The sequence below is a fragment of the Shinella sp. M31 genome (genome assembly GCF_049199205.1).
GTDB lineage: Bacteria > Pseudomonadota > Alphaproteobacteria > Rhizobiales > Rhizobiaceae > Shinella.
Genome location: NZ_JBLZPH010000075.1, coordinates 33,285 through 53,531 on the forward strand (window position 1 = coordinate 33,285; position 20,247 = coordinate 53,531).

At 61.5% G+C, this 20,247-nt stretch carries 9 protein-coding genes and 4 pseudogenes; 4 read left to right on the forward strand and 9 right to left on the reverse strand.

The window, feature by feature from the left end; translation table 11 throughout:
* From ACOZKU_RS12070 to ACOZKU_RS12080, 3 genes and pseudogenes are all read left to right on the forward strand, one after another.
* Positions 1-204 (forward strand): annotated as a pseudogene (locus ACOZKU_RS12070) (AAC(3) family aminoglycoside 3-N-acetyltransferase); the annotation flags it as partial.
* A 60-nt stretch (positions 205-264) separates the two neighbouring features.
* A complete protein-coding gene (gene arr / locus ACOZKU_RS12075) occupies positions 265-678 on the forward strand; it encodes an NAD(+)--rifampin ADP-ribosyltransferase (protein WP_421579071.1) in 414 nt (137 codons plus the stop codon).
* A gap of 533 nt (positions 679-1,211) precedes the next feature.
* Positions 1,212-1,376, forward strand: coding sequence for a DUF6894 family protein (locus tag ACOZKU_RS12080; protein ID WP_421579072.1), 165 nt, complete (start codon positions 1,212-1,214; stop codon positions 1,374-1,376).
* Here ACOZKU_RS12080 and ACOZKU_RS12085 read toward each other — a convergent pair.
* The 5 genes and pseudogenes from ACOZKU_RS12085 to ACOZKU_RS12105 all read right to left on the reverse strand — a co-directional run.
* Positions 1,364-1,483: pseudogene (locus ACOZKU_RS12085) on the reverse strand (ATPase domain-containing protein); the annotation flags it as partial. The gene ACOZKU_RS12080 and the pseudogene ACOZKU_RS12085 sit on opposite strands and share 13 nt — an antisense overlap.
* Positions 1,484-1,700: 217 nt before the next feature.
* Positions 1,701-3,368, reverse strand: coding sequence for a response regulator (locus ACOZKU_RS12090; RefSeq protein WP_421579073.1), 1,668 nt, complete (start codon positions 3,366-3,368; stop codon positions 1,701-1,703).
* 10 nt (positions 3,369-3,378) lie between these two features.
* Positions 3,379-9,684, reverse strand: coding sequence for a HAMP domain-containing protein (locus ACOZKU_RS12095; RefSeq protein ID WP_421579074.1), 6,306 nt, complete (start codon positions 9,682-9,684; stop codon positions 3,379-3,381).
* A gap of 276 nt (positions 9,685-9,960) precedes the next feature.
* Positions 9,961-10,083 carry a hypothetical protein gene (locus ACOZKU_RS12100; protein WP_421579075.1) on the reverse strand — a complete coding sequence of 41 codons (123 nt, stop codon included), beginning with the start codon at positions 10,081-10,083 and terminating at the stop codon, positions 9,961-9,963.
* Between the two features lie 93 nt (positions 10,084-10,176).
* Positions 10,177-10,503, reverse strand: a complete 327-nt coding sequence (locus tag ACOZKU_RS12105) for a hypothetical protein (protein WP_421579076.1) — start codon at positions 10,501-10,503, stop codon at positions 10,177-10,179.
* 121 nt (positions 10,504-10,624) lie between these two features.
* Between ACOZKU_RS12105 and ACOZKU_RS12110 the strand changes: the two are divergent.
* Positions 10,625-10,755: pseudogene (locus ACOZKU_RS12110) on the forward strand (IS5/IS1182 family transposase); the annotation flags it as partial.
* Between the two features lie 166 nt (positions 10,756-10,921).
* Here the strand turns inward: ACOZKU_RS12110 and ACOZKU_RS12115 are convergent.
* From ACOZKU_RS12115 to ACOZKU_RS12130, 4 genes and pseudogenes are all read right to left on the reverse strand, one after another.
* Positions 10,922-18,157, reverse strand: coding sequence for an IPT/TIG domain-containing protein (locus ACOZKU_RS12115; RefSeq protein ID WP_421579077.1), 7,236 nt, complete (start codon positions 18,155-18,157; stop codon positions 10,922-10,924).
* Between the two features lie 197 nt (positions 18,158-18,354).
* Positions 18,355-18,510 (reverse strand): annotated as a pseudogene (locus ACOZKU_RS12120) (arginine deiminase); the annotation flags it as partial.
* A 42-nt stretch (positions 18,511-18,552) separates the two neighbouring features.
* Positions 18,553-19,017 (reverse strand): hypothetical protein, encoded by a 465-nt coding sequence (locus tag ACOZKU_RS12125; RefSeq protein ID WP_421579078.1) that lies wholly within the window; start codon positions 19,015-19,017, stop codon positions 18,553-18,555.
* A 689-nt stretch (positions 19,018-19,706) separates the two neighbouring features.
* Positions 19,707-20,171 carry a helix-turn-helix domain-containing protein gene (locus ACOZKU_RS12130; RefSeq protein ID WP_421579079.1) on the reverse strand — a complete coding sequence of 155 codons (465 nt, stop codon included), beginning with the start codon at positions 20,169-20,171 and terminating at the stop codon, positions 19,707-19,709.
* Positions 20,172-20,247: the final 76 nt, after the last annotated feature.

Here is a 20,247-nt window from a genome sequence, read left to right on the forward strand (position 1 = left end):
GAAGACTTCGACTCCAACGGCATTCTCGATTGTTTCGCCATTGAAGGAGAGCCCGACGCTGTCGAAACGATTGCCAATGCCTATGTCAAGCTGCAGCGTCATCGGGAAGGCCCGGTCGGTGACGCACAATGCTATTTATTCGATGCGAACGATATCGTTTGGTTCGGTGTCGACTATCTTGAACGACACTTTGGCTCGGCCTGATCCGGCCATGTGTGTCCCCGACATTCTACAGAAGCCTATACCAATCAAAGGACGGAATCCATGTCTGCTACCGCAACCATGTTTGCCCAGTCGTTCTTCCATGGAACCAAAGCTGATCTCGCGCCCGGCGATCTGATCACCGTCGGCTACCAGTCGAATTTCACGGACGCGAAGTCCCTGTCGTGGGTGTATTTCACAGGCACACTCGATGCCGCGATCTGGGGCGCGGAGTTGGCGGGTGGCACCGAGAAGGAACGTATCTACGTCGTGGAACCGACCGGTCCCGTCGAAGACGACCCCAACCTGACAGACAAGAAATTTCCCGGCAATCCGACATTGTCCTACCGCTCACGCAATCCATTGCGCGTAATTGCCGAAGTGACGAAATGGCAAGCCCACACGCCCGAGCGGCTGCGGGAAATGAAGGAGGGCCTCGCTCGTCTGAACGCGGGAGGTGCCGAGATCATAGACTAACGTCGTGGATTCGAACGATCGTCGGCAGCGCATCTCCCGTATAGCACCGGCATACATGCGCGCTGTCAGCGGCGCGGGCTAAATTGTTCTCGGCAACAGATTTCTTATAGGCGAAGTCATAATGGAGCGGGCAAAAAGAACCGGGTGCATGTCTCTAGATTGCGGTAATTCCGTTTGACGACTGGGGTTCCGTGCAAGCGGGTTGAGTGTTTTGAAGCCCATTGACTCGATGGGCGCGCGGAACATGATGGGATTGATGAGCGCGACGGAATCTGAATGGCTCAGCTGAAGGCCTGCTCGGCGGCAATGCCGCAACGCTCGAACGTTGCTTGGCGACCTTCAGGTTGGTGTGTTTTGACGGACGTGTCCCCGGATCCTTGTTGTGAAGAGCTTGCCGCAAGCCCGGCGACCGGCAGAACATCAAGGCGCTGAAGGCGGAAGCGCCCTGCGCTCTCCGTGGGCCTGTTGTGGTTCATGTCCGACCGCGAAACTTGCGGCAATGAACTTCGCCGGATGAAAATAGTTCACCGCGCATGCCACGCTTTTTTCTTCACATTCGTGGCGTCGAGCGTTGCGAGATCGACGCGGAAGGACACGAGTTTGCCTCGCTTGGACACGCGATTCGTGATGCACGAAAAGCAGCATGTGAAATTGTCGCTGAAGACCTAGTTACAAACGAAGGAATTGAACCCTTCTGAAAGAACGGCAAGGCGATCGTGGTTTTGCCGGTGCCTGGCGATCCATCGAGCAGGAAAACATCCCCGCGAGACAATCCACCGGAAAGGATATCGACCAGCCCCTCGATGCCACCTTTGCCCGCTCGGAAACGCTGCTGTTCATTAGACCCTCCAGACCCTCAGTTTGTCCGCCTGGAACTAGCACTAGGCGATGCGATTGCAACGGTGACACCTAAAGCGGCGCAAAAATGCCTGCCGCGCAGCAGAGTTCCGATGCCGCCAGACCGGGTGCCGCCGCCGTCGGTGCGCAGAAGAACCTCCTGGACCAGTGCTGGCGCCGTCCCTTCAGACCGGTGCAATGCACGCGCGTTCGATGGCCGCACGTAGCTGCTCCTGCGTAAAAGGTTTTGACAAACGCGGCATGTTCGGGAACTCGCTGTCCCCCGAGAGTTCGGCGTAGCCCGACGCGAGAATGACAGGCAATGTCGGAAACTTCGCTTTGAGATGCTTCGCGAGTTCGGCGCCCGTCATACCCGGCATGGCGTGGTCTGTGATGACCAGATCGCATGTCAGCGATCCCGACAAGACGTCCAGCGCCTGTGTGGCGGAGGCCGCTTCGATGGTGCCGTGCCCCAAATCCTCAACCATCGCCGCCGTGCCCATCCTAACCAGCGTGTCGTCGTCGACGACTAAGATTGTGAGCGGGTCCAGCCGCGCTGGCACGCGAGACAATTCGATCTCCGCGCCGCCGCGTATCGTTGCGTTGATGCGCTCGGCGACCGGCAGCCAAAGTGATACCTGCGTTCCAGCACCGGGGCGGCTGGCGATCTCCAACGCGCCGCCAGACTGCGCGGCCAAGCCATGTACCATCGAGAGGCCGAGCCCGGTCCCCTTGCCGACCCCTTTGGTCGTGAAGAACGGTTCCGTGGCGCGGGCAAGTGTGACGTCGTCCATGCCGTGACCGGTGTCTGCCACGGTTATACGGACATAGCGATCGCTGCTCAACGAGGCTGGGCGGCGATCGAGCGTTTCCGACGCCTGCACCGTGACCGTCCCGCCCCTGTCCATAGCGTCCCGGGCGTTGACGAACAGGTTCAGCAAGGCAAGCTCCAGTTGATTGCCATCTACCAGGACAAGCGGCAGATCATCGGGAAGCGTCGGCTGGACCAACGTACGCGGGCCGACTGCCTTGCTGAGAAGATCCTTGATACTCTCGAAGAGTCGAGGGAAATCGACAGCTTGTGGCTTCAGGTCCTGTCGGCGCGCGAACGAAAGCAAGCGCTGCGTCAATGCTGTGCCGCGCTCCGTGGCTTGAAGAGCGTTCAGAAGGAGACGCTCGCTCCTTTCGTCGGGTGGAAGACGTTTCTTGAGCAGGTTGAGGCCGCCTTGAATGACCATCAACAGATTGTTGAAATCATGTGCGACACCCCCGGTCAGTTGTCCGATCGTGTCCAGTTTCTGCGCCTCGAAAAGCTGTGCGAGCGCCTCTTCCCGCTCACGCGTGCGCTGGTTGATGCGGTGTTCCAAGTCCTCGTTGAGCTGGACCAGTTGGGCCGATGAGGCCTCAAGCGCAGCAGTCCTTTCTCGCACCCGCGCCTCAAGATCGGCATTCAGACGTTCCAGCTCGCGCGTCTTGCGGAACAGATCGGCGAAGACCCGGACCTTAGCGCGCAAGACTTCCGGCACGATCGGGACCGACACGTAATCGACGGCGCCGGCCTCGTAGCCGCGAAGACGATCAGGCTCGGCCATCATGACGGCCGAGACGAAGATGATTGCCGTATTCTGATAGCGCGGATGTTCGCGTATCATGCTGACAAGCTCGAAGCCATCCTGCTCGGGCATGCAGACATCCACCAGGATGACGGCGATATCGGTGCGCAATAGATGTTCCAGCGCTTCCCGGCCGGACTGGGCTTTGATCAACGTCTCACCCAATCCTTGGAGGATGACCTCATAGCTGAGGAGTTTTGCGGGCTGATCGTCGACGAGGAGAATATTGACGGGGTCCATGGCCAGGTCCTCAGCGGTGCAGCCACATTCGCAGCGCCGACAGCAGTTGCTCGGTATTGACGGGCTTGGCGAGGTAATCAGAAGCCCCGGCCTCCAGGCATTTCTCACGGTCACCCTTCATCGCCTTAGCGGTCAGCGCCAGGATCGGCAGACGGCGGAAGTTTGGATCGGCGCGGATGACCTGCATGGTCTCGTAGCCGTCCATTCCTGGCATCATGATGTCCATCAACACGATCGCCACGGCTGGCTCGCGGTTGATCACCTCTATTGCCTCGCTCCCGGTGGTCGCTGTCAGCACCTTCATGCCGCGTCTTTCCAGCACGCTGCTCAGTGCGAAGATGTTGCGGGCATCGTCATCCACCAGCAAAACGGTCTCTCCGACGAGATCCTCGTCCGAACTGTGAAGCTCCTCCAGCATTGCCTGCTTGGCAGGTGGCATGTCGGCGACGACACGGTGCAGGAAGAGCGCCGTCTCATCCAGCAGTCGCTCGGGTGATTCGACGCCTTTCACGACTACACTTCGGGCCATGCTGTGGAGCTGCGCATCCTCCTCGGGTGAAAGCTCGCGGCCGGTGAAGACGACGACCGGCACTTCACCGATCTCGGGGTCGTCGCGGAGTTTCTCCAGAACCTCGAAGCCCGACATGTCAGGCAAGGACAGGTCGAGTACGACACAGTCGGTCGAATGCGCCTTGAGCGAAGCCAATGCTTCGGAGCCGGATCCAACGCTTTCAATATCGATATCGTCGTGGCCGAGCAGCGCTCGGACGCTCAGCCGCTCGGCCTCGTTGTCCTCCACCAGCAGCAACCGCTTGCGGCGCGGCTGGGCATAGGACTTGAGGCGCGTCAACGCCTTGCCGAGGCCTTCGGGCGTGGTGGGTTTGCTCATGAAGGCGAAGGCGCCGCGAGTCAGGCCGTGCTGGCGGTCCTCATCGAGGGTGATAATCTGCACGGGAATATGGCGGGTCAGCGGGTTCTGCTTGAGCTGGCTCAGAACCGTCCAGCCCAGCATGTCTGGCAGGAAGATATCGAGCGAGATCGCCGCCGGCCTGTATTCCTGCGCCAGTGCCAGCGCATCGGCGCCGCGCATCGCTACCAGAACCTTGAAACCGCTGTCGCGGGCAAGGTCCACCAGGACCCGCGCATAGTGGGCGTCGTCCTCCACCACCAGCAGCACGGTATCGCCGCCGGCAATCCGCTCTCGGTCGTCTTCGACCTGTTCGGTGGGTTTTTCCATGCGCCTGTTCGCGGCCGCCTGCGAAAGTTGCACGACGTTGCTCGGGGCCGACAACGCCTTGGGCGCGCCGGCACCGGCACCGATATAAGTGAGCGGCAGGTAGAGCACAAAGGTGCTCCCCGTTCCGGGCGTACTGCGAAGCTGGATTTCGCCGCCAAGCAGGTTTGCCAGTTCGCGGCTGATCGCAAGCCCGAGGCCCGTGCCGCCATACTTGCGACTGGTCGAGGCGTCGGCCTGCTGAAAGGCCTCGAAGATGAGACGCTGTTTTTCCGGAGGAATGCCGATGCCGGTATCGGTCACCTCGAAGGCGATAACGGACGGCGCGTGTTTCAGCGAGGGGTGATCTTGGGACCAGCCGCCTTCCGCCGCCGAAACCCGAAGGGTCACGCCACCCTCCGCGGTGAATTTAAAGGCGTTCGACAGCAGGTTCTTCAGGATTTGCTGCAGACGCTTGGAATCGGTGATGATGCTGCGGGCAACATCGGTGCCGATATCCACGTCGAAGACAAGGCCGCGATTGTCCGCCTCATGGCGAAACGGCCGCGCCATCATTTCCAGGAGATTGTGAATGAAGATCTCCTCCGCATCGACCGAAACCGTGCCTGACTCGATCTTGGAGAGATCGAGAATGTCGCTGATGAGGTTCAGCAGATCCGTGCCTGCGCCGTGGATGGTCTTGGCGAATTCAACCTGCTTGTCGGAGAGGTTCCGCTCCGGGTTTTCCCCCAACTGCTGGCCGAGGATGAGGATGGAGTTCAGCGGCGTGCGCAGCTCGTGCGACATGTTTGCAAGGAATTCCGACTTGTATTTCGATGTCAGCGCGAGTTCCGTGGCCTTTTCCTCCAGCGCCCGGCGCGCTTGTTCGATTTCCTGGTTCTTGGCTTCCACCTCGACATTGCGCTCTTCGAGCTGCTGCGCCTTCTGTTCGAGCTGCTCGTTGGTCTGTTGCAGTTCGCGTTGCTGGGTCTGAAGCTCTGCTGCAAGCTGCTGGGATTGCTTAAGCAGACCCTCGGTCTGCATGGTCGCCTCGATCGAATTGAGGACAATCCCGATAGAGGTTGTGAGCTGGTCAAGGAAGGACAATTGCAACTCGGTAAAGTGGCCAGCGGAGGCAAGCTCGATCACCGCCTTCACCTGCCCCTCGAAATGGACCGGCAGGACGATGGCGCTTCTCGGCAGCGTCGAAAACACGCCGGAGCTGATGGGTACGACGTTTTCGGGAAGGTTGGTGACGAGGATCCGCCGCGCATCGCTCGCGCATTGGCCGACAAGGCCCTGTCCAAACGCCAGTTGTTTGGGATGGCTCGCTTCCACCCCCTCGGCATAGGTCGACAACAGTGACAGCATTGGCTGCGGCCCTTCGGCATCGTCCACCTGGTAGATGACCCCCTGATGGGCGCCGACCAGCGGCGCAAGCTCCGAGAGCAGCATCTTGCCAACCAGCGTCAGGTCGCGCTGGCCCTGCAGCATGTTGGTGAAACGCGCCAGGTTGGTCTTCAGCCAGTCCTGCTCCGTGTTTCTCTCCGTGGTGAGACGGAGATTGTCGATCATGGTGTTGATATTGTCCTTGAGCTCCGCGACCTCGCCGCGGGCCTCGACTTGGATCGACCGCGTCAGGTCGCCCTTGGTGACGGCGGTCGCGACTTCGGCGATGGCGCGCACCTGCGTGGTCAGATTGGCAGCCAGCAGGTTCACGTTGCCGGTAAGATCCTTCCAGGTGCCGGCCGTGCCGGGAACATTGGCCTGCCCGCCAAGGCGCCCCTCGACGCCGACTTCACGCGCCACCGTAGTCACCTGATCGGCAAAGGTTGCCAGCGTGTTGGTCATGTTGTTGATGGTTTCGGCAAGTGCGGCCACCTCGCCCTTGGAGGCGACGGTGAGGTTCTGCTTCAGGTCGCCGTTGGCAACCGCCGTCACCACCTTGACGATACCGCGCACCTGCTCCGTCAGGTTGGCGGCCATGACGTTGACCGTATCGGTGAGGTCCTTCCAGGTGCCGGCGACACCCGGGACCTGTGCCTGTCCGCCGAGCTTGCCTTCGGTGCCAACCTCGCGCGCCACGCGCGTCACTTCGCCAGCGAAGGCGTTGAGCTGATCCACCATCGTGTTGATGGTGTTCTTGAGTTCGAGGATTTCGCCCTTCACGTCGACGGTGATCTTGCGCGACAGGTCGCCGCGCGCCACGGCGGTGGTGACCTCGGCGATGTTGCGCACCTGCGTCGTCAGGTTGGCGGCAAGCAGGTTGACGTTGTCGGTCAGGTCCTTCCACGTCCCGGCGACGCCGGGAACGACGGCTTGGCCGCCGAGGCGCCCGTCGGTGCCCACTTCGCGGGCGACGCGCGTCACCTCGCCGGCAAAGGAGCGCAGCTGGTCCACCATCGTGTTGAGCGTATCCTTGAGCAGCAGGATTTCGCCGCGCACGTCGACAGTGATCTTGCGCGACAGGTCGCCATTGGCGATGGCGGTGGCGACCTCGGCGATGTTGCGCACCTGCGCCGTCAGGTTGCCGGCCATGGAATTGACGCTGTCTGTCAGGTCCTTCCACGTTCCTGCAACACCGGAAACCTGCGCCTGGCCGCCGAGCTTGCCTTCCGTGCCGACCTCGCGCGCCACTCGTGTCACTTCGCCTGCAAAGGCATTGAGCTGATCCACCATGGTGTTGATGGTGTTTTTCAGCTCAAGGATTTCGCCCTTCACGTCGACGGTGATCTTGCGCGACAGGTCGCCCCGGGCCACCGCGGTCGTTACTTCGGCGATATTGCGGACCTGGCCGGTCAGGTTCGATGCCATGGAATTGACGTTTTCGGTGAGGTCCTTCCAGGTGCCGGCGACCCCAGGTACTTGCGCCTGCCCGCCGAGCTTGCCTTCCGTTCCCACTTCGCGCGCCACACGCGTCACCTCGGAGGCGAACCGGTTCAACTGGTCCACCATGGTGTTGAGCGTTTCCTTCAGCTCAAGGATTTCGCCCGAGACTGACACAGTAATTTTCTTCGATAGGTCGCCATTCGCGATGGCGGTCGAAACCTCCGCGATATTGCGGACCTGCGCCGTCAGGTTGCCCGCCATCGAATTGACGCTGTCGGTGAGGTCCTTCCAGGTGCCGGCGACGCCGAGCACGTTCGCCTGACCGCCGAGCCGCCCTTCCGTGCCGACCTCGCGGGCGACACGCGTTACTTCGCCGGCAAAGCCGTTTAACTGGTCGACCATCGTATTGATGGTCTCCTTGAGTTCGAGGATTTCGCCCGATACGGTCACGGTGATCTTCTTCGACAGGTCACCCTGCGCGACGGCCGTCGCCACCTCCGCGATATTGCGCACCTGCGCCGTCAGGTTCGAGGCCATCGAGTTGACGCTGTCGGTCAGGTCCTTCCAGGTGCCGGCAACGCCGCGGACATTGGCCTGGCCGCCGAGCTGGCCTTCGGTGCCCACTTCGCGCGCCACGCGCGTCACTTCCGAGGCAAAGGCATTGAGCTGGTCGACCATCGTGTTGATGGTTTCCTTCAGCTCCAGAATTTCACCGGAGACGGTCACCGTGATCTTCTTCGAAAGGTCGCCATTGGCGATGGCGGTCGAGACCTCGGCAATGTTGCGCATCTGTGCCGTGAGATTCCCCGCCATCGAGTTGACGTTCTCGGTCAGGTCCTTCCACGTGCCGGCAACACCGCGAACATCGGCCTGTCCGCCCAGCCGCCCCTCCGTGCCGACTTCGCGCGCCACGCGTGTCACCTCCGAGGCGAAGGCGTTGAGCTGGTCGACCATCGTATTGATGGTCTCCTTCAGTTCCAGGATTTCGCCGGAGACGGTCACCGTGATCTTCTTCGACAGGTCGCCGTTTGCGATGGCGGTCGAGACCTCCGCGATGTTGCGCACCTGCGCCGTCAGGTTGGAGGCCATGGAGTTCACGTTGTCGGTCAAATCCTTCCAGGTGCCGGCGACACCCGGAACCTGTGCCTGGCCGCCGAGCCGGCCTTCCGTGCCCACCTCGCGCGCCACGCGCGTCACCTCGCCGGCAAAGCCGTTCAACTGGTCGACCATCGTGTTGATGGTCTCTTTCAGCTCCAAGATTTCCCCCGAGACGTCCACCGTGATCTTGCGCGACAGGTCGCCGCGCGCCACGGCGGTCGTGACCTGGGCGATGTTGCGCACCTGTGCGGTCAGGTTGCCGCACATGGCATTGACGCTGTCGGTCAGGTCCTTCCACGTTCCCGCCACCCCCGGCACCAGAGCCTGGCCGCCAAGCTTGCCTTCCGTACCGACCTCGCGCGCGACACGCGTCACTTCCGATGCGAAGGAGCGCAGCTGGTCCACCATCGTATTGATGGCTTCCTTCAACTGCAGAATCTCGCCGCGCACATCGACGGTGATCTTCTTGGACAGGTCCCCGTTCGCGACCGCGATCGTCACGTCGGCGATGTTACGCACCTGTGCCGTCAGATTGGAGGCCATCGAGTTGACGCTCTCGGTCAGATCCTTCCAGACCCCCGTCACTTCCGGAACCTGCGCCTGGCCACCAAGCTTGCCATCCGTACCGACTTCGCGAGCAACGCGGGTGACTTCGGAGGTGAAGACGCCGAGTTGCTTGATCATCGTATTGACGATCCCGGCCGAGCGCAGGAATTCGCCTTTGAGCGGCCGGCCATCGACATCGAGCGGAACCGTGTGCAGCAGGTCACCCTTGGCGACGGCGGCAATCGTCCGCGTCACAGCCGTCGTCGGCCACAGAAGATCGTCGATCAGCTGATTGATCGATCCCTCCATTTCCGACCAACGTCCATCCGAGAGGCCAAACCGGACGCGCGTGCTCGTTCGTCCATCCCGACCCACGACCTGGCCGACGTGCTCAAGCTGCTGGGCCATACGCTCATTGGCGGCGATGATGTCGTTGAGCGCGTCGGCTACCTTGCCAGCAAGCCCGGTCAAATCCGGTCGCATTCGGCTCGAGAACTCGCCTCGTCTTACGGCCGTGAGTACTTCGAGGAGGGCGGTTGCGTCCTCCGCCGCAATGACTTTCATCTCGTCCCATGCCTTGGCCGAATTCCGCACATCGACTTGCTGGACATCTGTCGCCGTTTCACTCATGAAATCCCCCTGGTTCTCGAGAAATTTAGAGCGCGGAAGGCGATTTTCTATGGGGCGCGGAAACCATCGTACGGTTACGAACAGAGTTTAATGCCACCATAGACATGATGCCGCTCTAGGAAGCCTGCCGGCGTTGACTTTTACATGGTGAACTTGTTGAACCCAATAGAAGATTTCGATCTTGTCTTCGTCAAACGACGGGATGCCCATCTTCAGGCGCATGCGCTCGATGACGGATACACCCTCCAGGCGCCAGCCGTAGCCGATCCAGCCCTGCTAGGTGCCGGCGACCTTCGTCTTGCGGCTGGAATTGTCGTTGAGGCTGAGCTTCGGATCCAGGCCGCGGAAGGTCGGTAGATCGATCTGGTATTCGTAGCTCAGGCCGCCCGCGCTCGACAAACGCCGATTGCGACGCCTCCACACACAGGCGCGGCAACGGCGCACAGCGAGATCGAGTGGGTTTTCGCCTAGGTGGCGTGGACAAATTTAAGCTCAGCTGAGCGTTGCAATCGCGGCTTCCATCTCATCATGCGTTAGTGGCCTGCTATCGTCCGCAAGGAGCGCAATCGCATCGGCAACCGCTTCGTCGGCAAAATCAAAGTCGTCGCTCATCATGAGACAATCGGCGGTGTAGTTCGCCGCGAGAAAAGCCAGTTGGTCCGACAGCATCGCTTCAAGGAGCCTGCGGGCGTGATAGCGGGTAATCACTTGGGGCGGTCCGTCAGTCACTATGATGTAGGCCAAGCCCTCCGTCTTGACACAATGCTCGCAGGCATTCACCTCGTTCGCGATTTCGCGACCGAATGCGTCCGGCGACAAATCTCCATTCAAAAAAGCTACGAGGGATGAATGCTCCATACGTGAAGAATAGCCGCCTCGCACACGGCGGCAACCGTTCTGAAGGGTTTGTTGCCCATTGATCCGAAAACCGTGGTCGTGGGTTACGCTGGCCGAGATTATGGTAGACAGCGGTCACTACAGCATCGACAACACCACAGTCCGCGCCATGTCCGGCAGCGGGCGGAAATGGGGAGCCATCAACGCGCTCTTGGCCGCTCGCGGGGCAGGTTCCACCTGATTTACTCATTCCGACACCCACCATCGTCGGCAGACATTCCTCATATAAAACTGGTGGGTTGGAATAAAGATGGCCTTCCTGCGGTGATCTCGTCGATAAAACGACTTTTGAGCGAGTAGAGGCCATTGTGAGGAGGAGGCGGCTCCTCACAATGTAGGTTCAGAACTGTTTTCCTGCGCGGACGGATGCACCGACGGATTTCTGGCCGTCACCCTCGATGTTGAGTAGCAGGCTTGCCTCCAGCATCCAGAAGTCCGAGGTCTGCATGGCGATACCGGCGGTGACCGATCCATAGAAGCCGGAGCCGTCGAGGCCGGCGTAACCCGCCGTCACGCCCAGCTTAGGCGTTACCGTCGCGCCGCTCTCCAGCGTGAAGGACCGCGCGATCTCCGCTCCGAGGCTTACCCGGAACTGTTCGGCGTCGAAGCCTTCGATATCCAGTTCGTCGCCATCGCCGTTTTGCACCGTGTAGTCGTCGACCTTCTCGTTGAAGTAGATTGCCCGGAGCTTCGGCGTCAGCACCGTCGCCTCGCCGATCTGCCACTCGCCCTTGATGGCCGTGTCGATCATCCAGCGCTGCGTGTCGAATGCACCATCCCAGAAGGCGGTATCGATGTCGTTGGCCGAGCCGCCGTAGAGCAGGCTCGTATCCCAGAACACGCCCTTGCCGATCTCCAGCGAGGCATAGGGGCCGGCGAGCCAGCCGTTGCCGGTCAGTTCCGCATCCGCATCGCTCGGATCGGTCATGCGGTCAAGATGGAAGGACAGGCCGACCAGCGCCTTGTCCGAGATCAGGTAGTCAGCGCCGAGATTGAGCATGGCGAAGCTACCCCACTTGCCGCCGTTCTGGTCGCGCTTATGGGCCAGGAAGGCACCATCGATCCAGACATTGAAGGCGGAGGATGATGTCTCCTCGACACCATCGGCACGATCGCGAGCCGCGTCCATCTGCACTAGGCTGGTGGAGAAGCTTGTCGTCATGCCGTCTTCCGAAGGCGTCATGCGGGCGGTCACCGTATCCATCACCTGTTCCATTTGCCGCCGCTCCTGAAGACCCGGCACGTATATGCCGTTAGCGATCAGGCCCTGGCGCGTCTCCACGAAACCCCGCACGAGCGCGTCGATGTCCTCGGTGACCTCCTGGGCGTCGTGATGCAGATTGTAGGTGACCGTCCCGACATTGGAGGCGCCGAGCGCGCTTTCCAGGCGGTATCCGACCTTTGCCGCACCGGAGAAGGTGGGGTTCGGGCTGAACTGCAGATACCAACCGGCAGGTTCGCTCACCGGGCCGGCCTGCGCCACCTGCCCGCGGATAATCTTCGCCGTGCCGGAATTGGCGGGCTCCACGAAAGTCGTCTCGGCCCCGGTGAACGGTCCACCGGTCGCACCATCGTTGAGGTAGACATCGGCGGGCGATCCGCCCGCAGGCACGTCCACCACGTGGTTCGATGCCGTGACCTGGCGCGCGGCGACGCTGAGCGAGTAGGTTGCCGAACCGTTCGCGCCGTTGTTGTCGCGGACCGCAATCCTGAACGTATAGTCGCCTTTGCTTCCCGCATCGAGCGGACCGGTCAGTTCGCCCGTCGAGACATTCAGCACCATGCCCTTCGGCAACTTGCCGGAGGCAAGGCTGTAGAGCAACGGCGCCATGCCGCCGGTCGCCTTGATCTGCTGGCTATAGGCCTCACCCGCCATCGTTTTGCCAAGGCTGCCCGCGGGCGGCGTGAAAGCGAAGAGCACGACGGGTATCTTGACGACGATCTCGTACGTGGCAGATCCCGCCGCGCCATAGGCATCGGTTGCGGTGACGGTGAAGCCGGAGCTTCCCACCGCCGTCGGCGTCCCGCCGATCGTGCCGGCCGCACTGTCCAGCGTGAGGCCTGCCGGCAGGGTTCCCGCCGTGACCGCATAGCTGTAAGGCGCCGTGCCCTTCGAAGCGGTCAGCGCACGGCGATAGGCCTTGCCGACCGTACCGCGCGCCAGCGCACCGGCTGCCGGCGACAGGACGATCTTCGGCGGCGTCACGGTCACGGTTACGGTTGCCGGCGACGACGTGCCGGCCGCATTGGTGGCCGTGTAGGTGAAGGTGTCCATGCCGGAATAGCCGGCGACGGGCTTGTAGGTGATCGCCTTCCTGGAGGCCGTCGCCGTGCCATGCGAGGCGGCCGTCGCGACGGCAACGGATGTCGCCGCACCGCCGGTAATATCCAGCGTCACCGCCTTGGCCGATGCATTGGCCGCAACCGTCAGCGCAACCGCATTGGCGATCGGAACCTGCCCACCGATGACGAGGCTGTAGCGTGCCGTCCCTGTGGCGCCATAGGCATCCGTGGCCGTGATGGTAAAGTCGATGCTGCCCGCAGCAGCCGGCTTGCCGCTAATCATGCCCGTCGCACTATCCAATGCCAGACCACTCGGCAGCGCGCCCGTCGTCACCGCATAGCTATAGGGCGCCGTGCCCTTGCTGGCCGTGAAGGTCCGTTCATAGGCCGTACCGACCGTCCCGGACGGCAGCGTACCGGCCGCGGGAGAAAGGGCCAGCGGCGGCGCCGTCACCGTCACCGTCACGGTTGCTGGCGACGACGTGCCGGCGGCATTGGTCGCCGTATAGGTGAAGCTGTCCGTGCCGGAATAGCCGGCGGCCGGCTTATAGGTGATCTTCTTGCCGGAGGCCGTTGCCGTGCCGTGCGTGGCGGCAGAGGCCACCGCAACGGACGTCGCCTTACCACCGGTGATGTTCAGCGTCACCGCCTTGGCCGATGCATTGGCTGCTACTGTCAGCGTCACCGAATTAGCAATCGGCGCCTGTCCGCCGATGGCGAGGCTGTAGTTTGCCACCCCGATCGCGCCATAAGCGTCAGTCGCCTTCACATCGAAGCTATAGGCCCCATCGGCATCGGGTGTTCCCGAAACCACGCCGGCGGTGCTCAGCGTCAGTCCATCAGGCAGCGTACCGCTGGCAATGGCATAGCTGTAGGGCGCCGCACCGTTCGAGGCGGTGAAGGTCTGGCTGTAGGCCGTGCCGACCGTACCGGCCGGTAGCGCACCGGCCGCGGGCGAGAGCGCAAGCGTCGGCGCGGCCACGGTCACGGTCACGGTTGCCGGCGACGATGTCCCCATCGCGTTAGTGGCCGTGTAGGTAAAGCTGTCCGTGCCGGAATAGCCCGCAGCCGGTTTGTAGCGGATCGTCGTTCCGGACGCCGTCGCCGTACCGTGCGAAGCCGCCGTCGCCACCGCCACCGTACTGGCCGCACCGCCGGTTATGTTGAGCGTCACCACCTTGGCCGATGCATTGGCTGCCACCGTCAGCGTCACCGCGTTGGCGATGGGCGCCTGCACGCCGACGGCAAGGCTGTAGCTTGCCGTGACCGTGGCACCATGCGCATCGGTCGCCGTGATGTCGAAGCTATAGGCACCATCGGCATCAGGCGTTCCCGAAATCTCCCCGGCTGCGCTGAGTGCCAGACCATTCGGCAGCGCGCCGCCGGTGATGGCATAGTTGTAGGGCGCCGTGCCGTTCGAAGTGGTGAAGGCCTGGCTGTAGACCGTACCGGCCGTACCGGCATGCAGTGCCCCTGCAGCAGGCGAGAGCGCGAGCGTCGGCGTACCGATCGTCAGGGTATAGGCATTTGCGTTCGTATAAGGACCGGCTCCAACCGAACGGTCAGTCGCGGTGATCGTGAAGCTGAATGTGCCGCTGGCCGTTGGCGTGCCCGACAGGATGCCGTTCGAGGTGAGCGTGAGGCCGTCGGGAAGCGCGCCGGCAGTCACGGAATAGCTATAGGGTTCCGTGCCGTTGGCAGCTGTGATGATCTGGCTATAGGCGATGCCCGTCGTTCCGGCAGGCAGAGCGCCCGCGGCCGGCGAAAGTACGATCGTCGCTGCATTGACGGTCAATGCATAGGTTCTGGCCCCCGTATAGGGACCCGATGCCGTCGCGCTGTCGGTTGCGGTAACGGTGAAATTGTACGTTCCTCCCCCCGTTGGCGTGCCCGAGATCGAGCCGCCCGGATCCAGCACCAGGCCGGGCGGCAGCGAGCCGGCCGTCACAGCGAAGTTTACCGGAGCCAAGCCGCCGGTATTGGTCAATGTCGCGCTGTAAGCCGTGCCGATACCGGCATGCGACAGCGTCGAGGGGTTGATGGTGATCGTCGGCGCACCAACCGTTATGCTGACCGAGGCGGTGCCGGTAAAGGCGCCAAGCCCCGAGGAACTATCGATGGCAGTGATCGTCACCGTGGCATTGCCCGATGTCGTCGGCGTGCCGGAGATCACGCCCGCGCTGCTGATCGACAGGCCGGCAGGTAGGCCGCTGGCCGAGAAATTGGAATAGGGACCGGCGCCACCGATGACGCTGACACTTACCCCACCGCTATTATAGACATCGCCAACCGTACCGGTGGAGGCGGGCAGCGTAAACGAGAAGGCAGGGTCGTTCACCGGCACCGTGACCGTGACGGGGCTCGAGGTGCCGCCCTGGTTGGTCGCTGTGAACGTGAAGCTGTCATCGCCACGGAAGCCAACCGGTGGCGTGTAGGTCACCAGGCCCGCGCTGTCGATGCTCACCGAACCGCCATTCGCGGACGTCGCGGAACCGACCGCATAGTCCGTGGGATTGTTGGTGGCCTGTCCCGCAAGGCTGAATGTCGTGGGGGAGGCAGAGCCGGCATTGTAGGCCGACGGCATGGCGGTGAACGCGGTCACGACAGGTACCGGCGGCAGCGACACTGTCAGCGTTGCCGAGGCGTTCGTGGTATAGGGCCCCGCTCCCGATGAATTATCGGTGATGCTGAAGGTCACCGTGAATACGCCGTCGGCTGCCGGCGTGCCAGTCAGCACCCCACCGCTGTAGCCCATGCCTGAGGGGAGACCGCTTAAGCTGTTAACCGTATAGGAGGGTCTCCCACCCGAGATCGTCGCGGAGGCCGCACCTGTGTTGTAGGCCGTGCCGACGATTGCCGTGGTAGACGGCAACGAGACCGAAAACGTCGGATTGCCAATCGTCAAAGTAACGGTGGCCGCGCTTGACGTGCCGCCGAGATTGGTCGCCGTATAGGTGAAGCTATCATTTGCATTGCGATAGCCGACCGGCGGCGTGTAGGCGACATCACCACTGCTGTTGACGCTGACCGAGCCCCCCTGGGCCGTCGTTGCGGAGCCGACAGCATAGCTGGTCGGATTGTTGCTGGCCATGCTGGACAGGCTGAACGACGAACTCGTGTTGGCGCCGTCATTATAGGGGACGATCGCACCATAGGTGAAGCTCGTGGCCACCGGTGCGGCGACATAGGTGAACTGATCGGCCGCACTTGTCGCGCTCATGCCGCCCACCGTCGTAACGCGAACGTCTACCGTGCCTGCCGTGGCCGCTGGTGAGGTCGCCGTGATCTGCGTGGCGCTATTGACCGTATAGCCCGTCGCAGCCGTTCCCCCGAACGTCACCTCCGTCGCTCCCGAGAGGTTCGTTCCCGTAATCACGACCGCTCTTCCACCGGCCATCGCACCCGACGTCGGAGAAACGGACGTTACCGTTGGCGCAGCGATATACGTAAATTGGTCGGCCGCACTCGTCGCGCTCGTGCCCCCCGCCGTTGTGACGCGGATGTCCACCGTACCGGAGCCGGTGGGCGCTGTCGCCGTGATCGTCGTACCATTGACAACCGTAAAGCCCGTCGCAGCCGTTCCCCCGAACGTCACCGCCGCCACACCGCTGAAATTGGTGCCCGTGATCACAACTGTCGTGCCACCGCTCATCGGACCCGATGTCGGCGAAACCGACGTCACCGTCGGCGTGGGGATATAGGTAAACTGGTCGGCCGCACTCGTCGCGCTCGTGCCCCCCACAGCCGTGACGCGGATGTCCACCGTACCGGAGCCGGCCGGAGCCGTCGCCGTGATCGTTGTGCCACTGACAACCGTAAAGCTCGTCGCAGCCGTTCCTCCGAACGTGACCGCCATCGTACCGCTGAATTTGGTTCCTGTGATCACAACTGTCGTGCCACCGCTCGACGGGCCCGATGTCGGCGAAACCGACGTCACCGTAGGCGCGGAAATATAGGTGAACTGGTCGCCGGCACTCGTCGCGCTCGTGCCCCCCACCGTCGTCACGGTTATATCGTATGTGCCCGCCGAATTTGCCGGTGATGTCGCCGTGATCTGCGTGTTGCTGTTGATCGTATAGCTCGCGTTCGTCGCACCGAACTTCACCGCTCCGGTGGGATTGGCAGCCGAAAACCCGCTGCCCGTAATGATCACGGTCGTACCACCACTCGTTGGACCAGCCGTCGGAGAAACAGACGTCACCGTCGGTGCAGAAACATAGGTGTATTGGTCCGACGCGCTTGTGGCGCTCGTACCGCCCGGCGTCGTTACGGTGATGTCATACGTGCCAGCTGAGTTCGCCGGCGCCGTCGCTGTGATTTGCGTGTTGCTATTGATCGTATAGGTCGCGTTCGTCGCACCGAACTTCACCGCCCCGGTCGGATTGGCAGCAGAAAACCCGCTGCCCGTAATGGTCACCGTTGTACCACCGCTCGTCGGACCAGCCGTTGGAGAAACAGACGTCACCGTCGGCGCGGACACAAACGAGAATCGGTCAGCAGAGCTGGTCGCACTCGTTCCGCTTGACGTCATGACGGTAACGTCCACCGTCCCGGCTGCGTGAGCTGGCGCCGTCGCGGTGATCTGCGTTGAACTGTTGATGGTAAAACCCGTCGCGGCAGTTGCGCCAAACGATACGGCCGTAGCACCAGTGAAGTTGGTGCCCGTAATCACGACACTCGTGCCACCCGCCGTCGGACCTGAACTCGGCGAAAGTGCCGTAACGGTTGGCGCGGGTACAAAGTTAAAATTGATCGTTGCCAAGGTATCCGCGAGAAAGCTCGCATTGCCGGTATACATGTAACCGGAAAAGGTGTCTGGACCAGACGGGGCAGTCAGCAGCTTTATCTGGAGGGCCGCGGTATTGACGTCGAACGTAAACTCATAGTTTCCGCCATTGCTGCCAGTTCTCTGCTCAGCCACGGGAATTCCGGCATCATTCGCGCCAAGTCCGTATCCGAACTGGATATCCGTCGTCGGCGAATCGTAGAAGCTGCCGTAGGTGTTATCCGGTCCTATCAGCTCGCAAGAACTCGTACTGATCGTTTTTGTCTGGCCGACGGTGGTAAAGTTAACGTTCCACGTGCATGCCGCGTGCGCGGCCAGAGTGCTTGCCAACCAAAGCGATATTGCGATCACACTGGTGCGAACCACCTGGAAAAGCGCGGGCGATATGCGCTGAAGCGCCAATGCACCACGAACAAGGCTTACATAGCCGCGCGTGAAGATCGCGCCGAGGCCTCCCCAGGCCCCAGTACCCCATGCCCGCATCGAAACAATCCCCCGCGACGGCATCCCGCCATCGACAATCAATACATCACGTCAATAGACACGCACATTTCCCGGATTCCGGGGAAATATCCAGCCATAGTTGCATTTCTCATGCTCGACACGTACTTGCGCCCCACACTGTGTCCGAAAAGCATCACAATCCGAACAACGACTGTTTTGGGTGGCGCATTTCAGCACAGTCCAAATGGCCTGCCACTGAACTTCAACCCCAGAGTTTCACGCACCGTCTCGATCAAGCCCTTGTCCTTGCCAAGCACGATTCCCCCCTTCCCGTCTGGGCGATAGGAGAAGCACTCGATCCCGTTAACGATATCGGGATAGGTCAGCACGCAGTCGCGGTCAGCGAAGATGAATACTAGACGAGCCGATGTCGTTCTGGCTGCTTCGGACTATCGGCTTCAACCCGGCCCATTGGTTTGAGTGCCAAGCAAGTGAACCATTCTCAAGAAATGGGCAGCCAAATCTCTGAAACTTTTGGCTGCGCGAACTGCCAAGCTGAGACGGCGAAGCGACTCAGCAGAAAGCAGGGCCATATCGGGATGGAAATTAAGCGTCTCTGTTGTCTGACACTGATCCTGCGACAAGGCGGGAATATCCGGGAAAATCCGGGAACTGGTGAAAAAGGCCGGAAGCTCAGGGGTTTCAGAGAGCGCGAGGCGAAAAAGCGCGCAGACCTTTTTGACAGCGGGTCGGCGGGAAAACGCCGAGGCCGCGCCCAGTATCGGCAAAAACGGCTGAGGCTTCAAGACGGCGCCCAAAAAACCGTTAAAGGCCTTTAAGGCTCCTTCAAAGCATTGAAAAATATAGACGGTACCGGCCCAAGCCGGTGCGCCTGGTATCGGCGAGCGCCGCTCCGAAATCACCGGAAATCCAATTTAAGGTTCCTCCATCGCGGGAACCTTGCCCGCCAGAGCATAGCAACTTGCTGAAAACATTGGGGGAACCTCGAAAATTGCGCCCCGATCAGTGGCGTTTAAGGTTCCTCCTCGCCATCCGGCTTAAAGGCGATTTCCAATCAGGTGTTCGAAACGCATTTGAGCGCGAATTATCCGTTTGCGTGCAACTGGGCCGGCTTTATAACCGTAGCGGGCTTGAACACCCTGACTTCACATAGGCGCGCCGCCGCAGCGGTGGCCGAACACATGCGCAGCTTGGCGGCTGGCGCATTCGCCGTGGCCTTTCGGCCGGGGGCGATGTGCCATGTCCAAGCTCCGGCTAAAAGCGCATCGGCGTGTCTGTGAAGCGCGTGTTCAACCCCCGGCTCCGGCGCCGATCGCCGGTAACGCGACGGCCGGCATTTACCATCATTGCACTTGCAGCAGGGATTGTTTGTGCGGCCGCCGCTCAACCAGTAGCTTTGCGGCTGTGTTGGTGTGCGCGTATTGGGGTTGTGCTTTGATTTAATGCAGATGGGGCGTCTATCTCGGGGCTGAGGAATTGAGAGTTTCTCTACCGGGTTCGAACAACATCTTGGTGAGGAGTACCTGGAATGCGTTTCCGGGCGCCTTCGACCCTACATCCATTTTTCGCTGTTCGTCGTTTATCTCGACGATCATGAGCCCACGACTTTGCTCGACCCCGGCTCCGATTTCGAGATCCGCTCCTTGAAGCGATCGCGCAGAACTGGCAGCAGCGCCGTGACAACCGCCTTGTCGCGGATATCGGCCACCATCCCCAGCAGCTCGTTGTAGAGTTCACCCGCATCCGCAGTCACGGCGCGTGGTGGCGGCGTCCGCTTGCACTCGATGTAGACGGCCTGGACCGTGTCGTGAAGCTGCTGCAACAGGACGATATCGACGCCAGTGTGTGGCGCCGGAGCCTTTGCTGGATCGTCGAACATGTCGCCTCGCCCGGTAACGAGCCAACTGATGTTCACCCCGAACACTTCGCGGTAAGCCGCAAGAACTGACGCGTCCGGCGTGCGCTCCCCGCGCTCGTAATAGGCCAATGCCGCCTTACTGATCCCCAGACGGCCGGCAAAAGCCTCCCTATCGTCGATCCCGAAGTGCGCCCGCACATCACGTATGCGCCGGCCAAGCGGCGTCTTTGCCTCATTCTCAGGTCTAGCCAAAACTCTAATTAAACTATGATTG

Excerpts from the sequence above, each read along its gene's own strand:
- ACOZKU_RS12080 (WP_421579072.1), top strand. The coding sequence starts at position 1,212 with ATGCCACGCTTTTTTCTTCACATTCGTGGCGTCGAGCGTTGCGAGATC.
- ACOZKU_RS12095 (WP_421579074.1), bottom strand. The coding sequence starts at position 9,684 with ATGAGTGAAACGGCGACAGATGTCCAGCAAGTCGATGTGCGGAATTCG.
- ACOZKU_RS12090 (WP_421579073.1), bottom strand. The coding sequence starts at position 3,368 with ATGGACCCCGTCAATATTCTCCTCGTCGACGATCAGCCCGCAAAACTC.
- arr (WP_421579071.1), top strand. The coding sequence starts at position 265 with ATGTCTGCTACCGCAACCATGTTTGCCCAGTCGTTCTTCCATGGAACC.
- ACOZKU_RS12115 (WP_421579077.1), bottom strand. The coding sequence starts at position 18,157 with ATGCCGTCGCGGGGGATTGTTTCGATGCGGGCATGGGGTACTGGGGCC.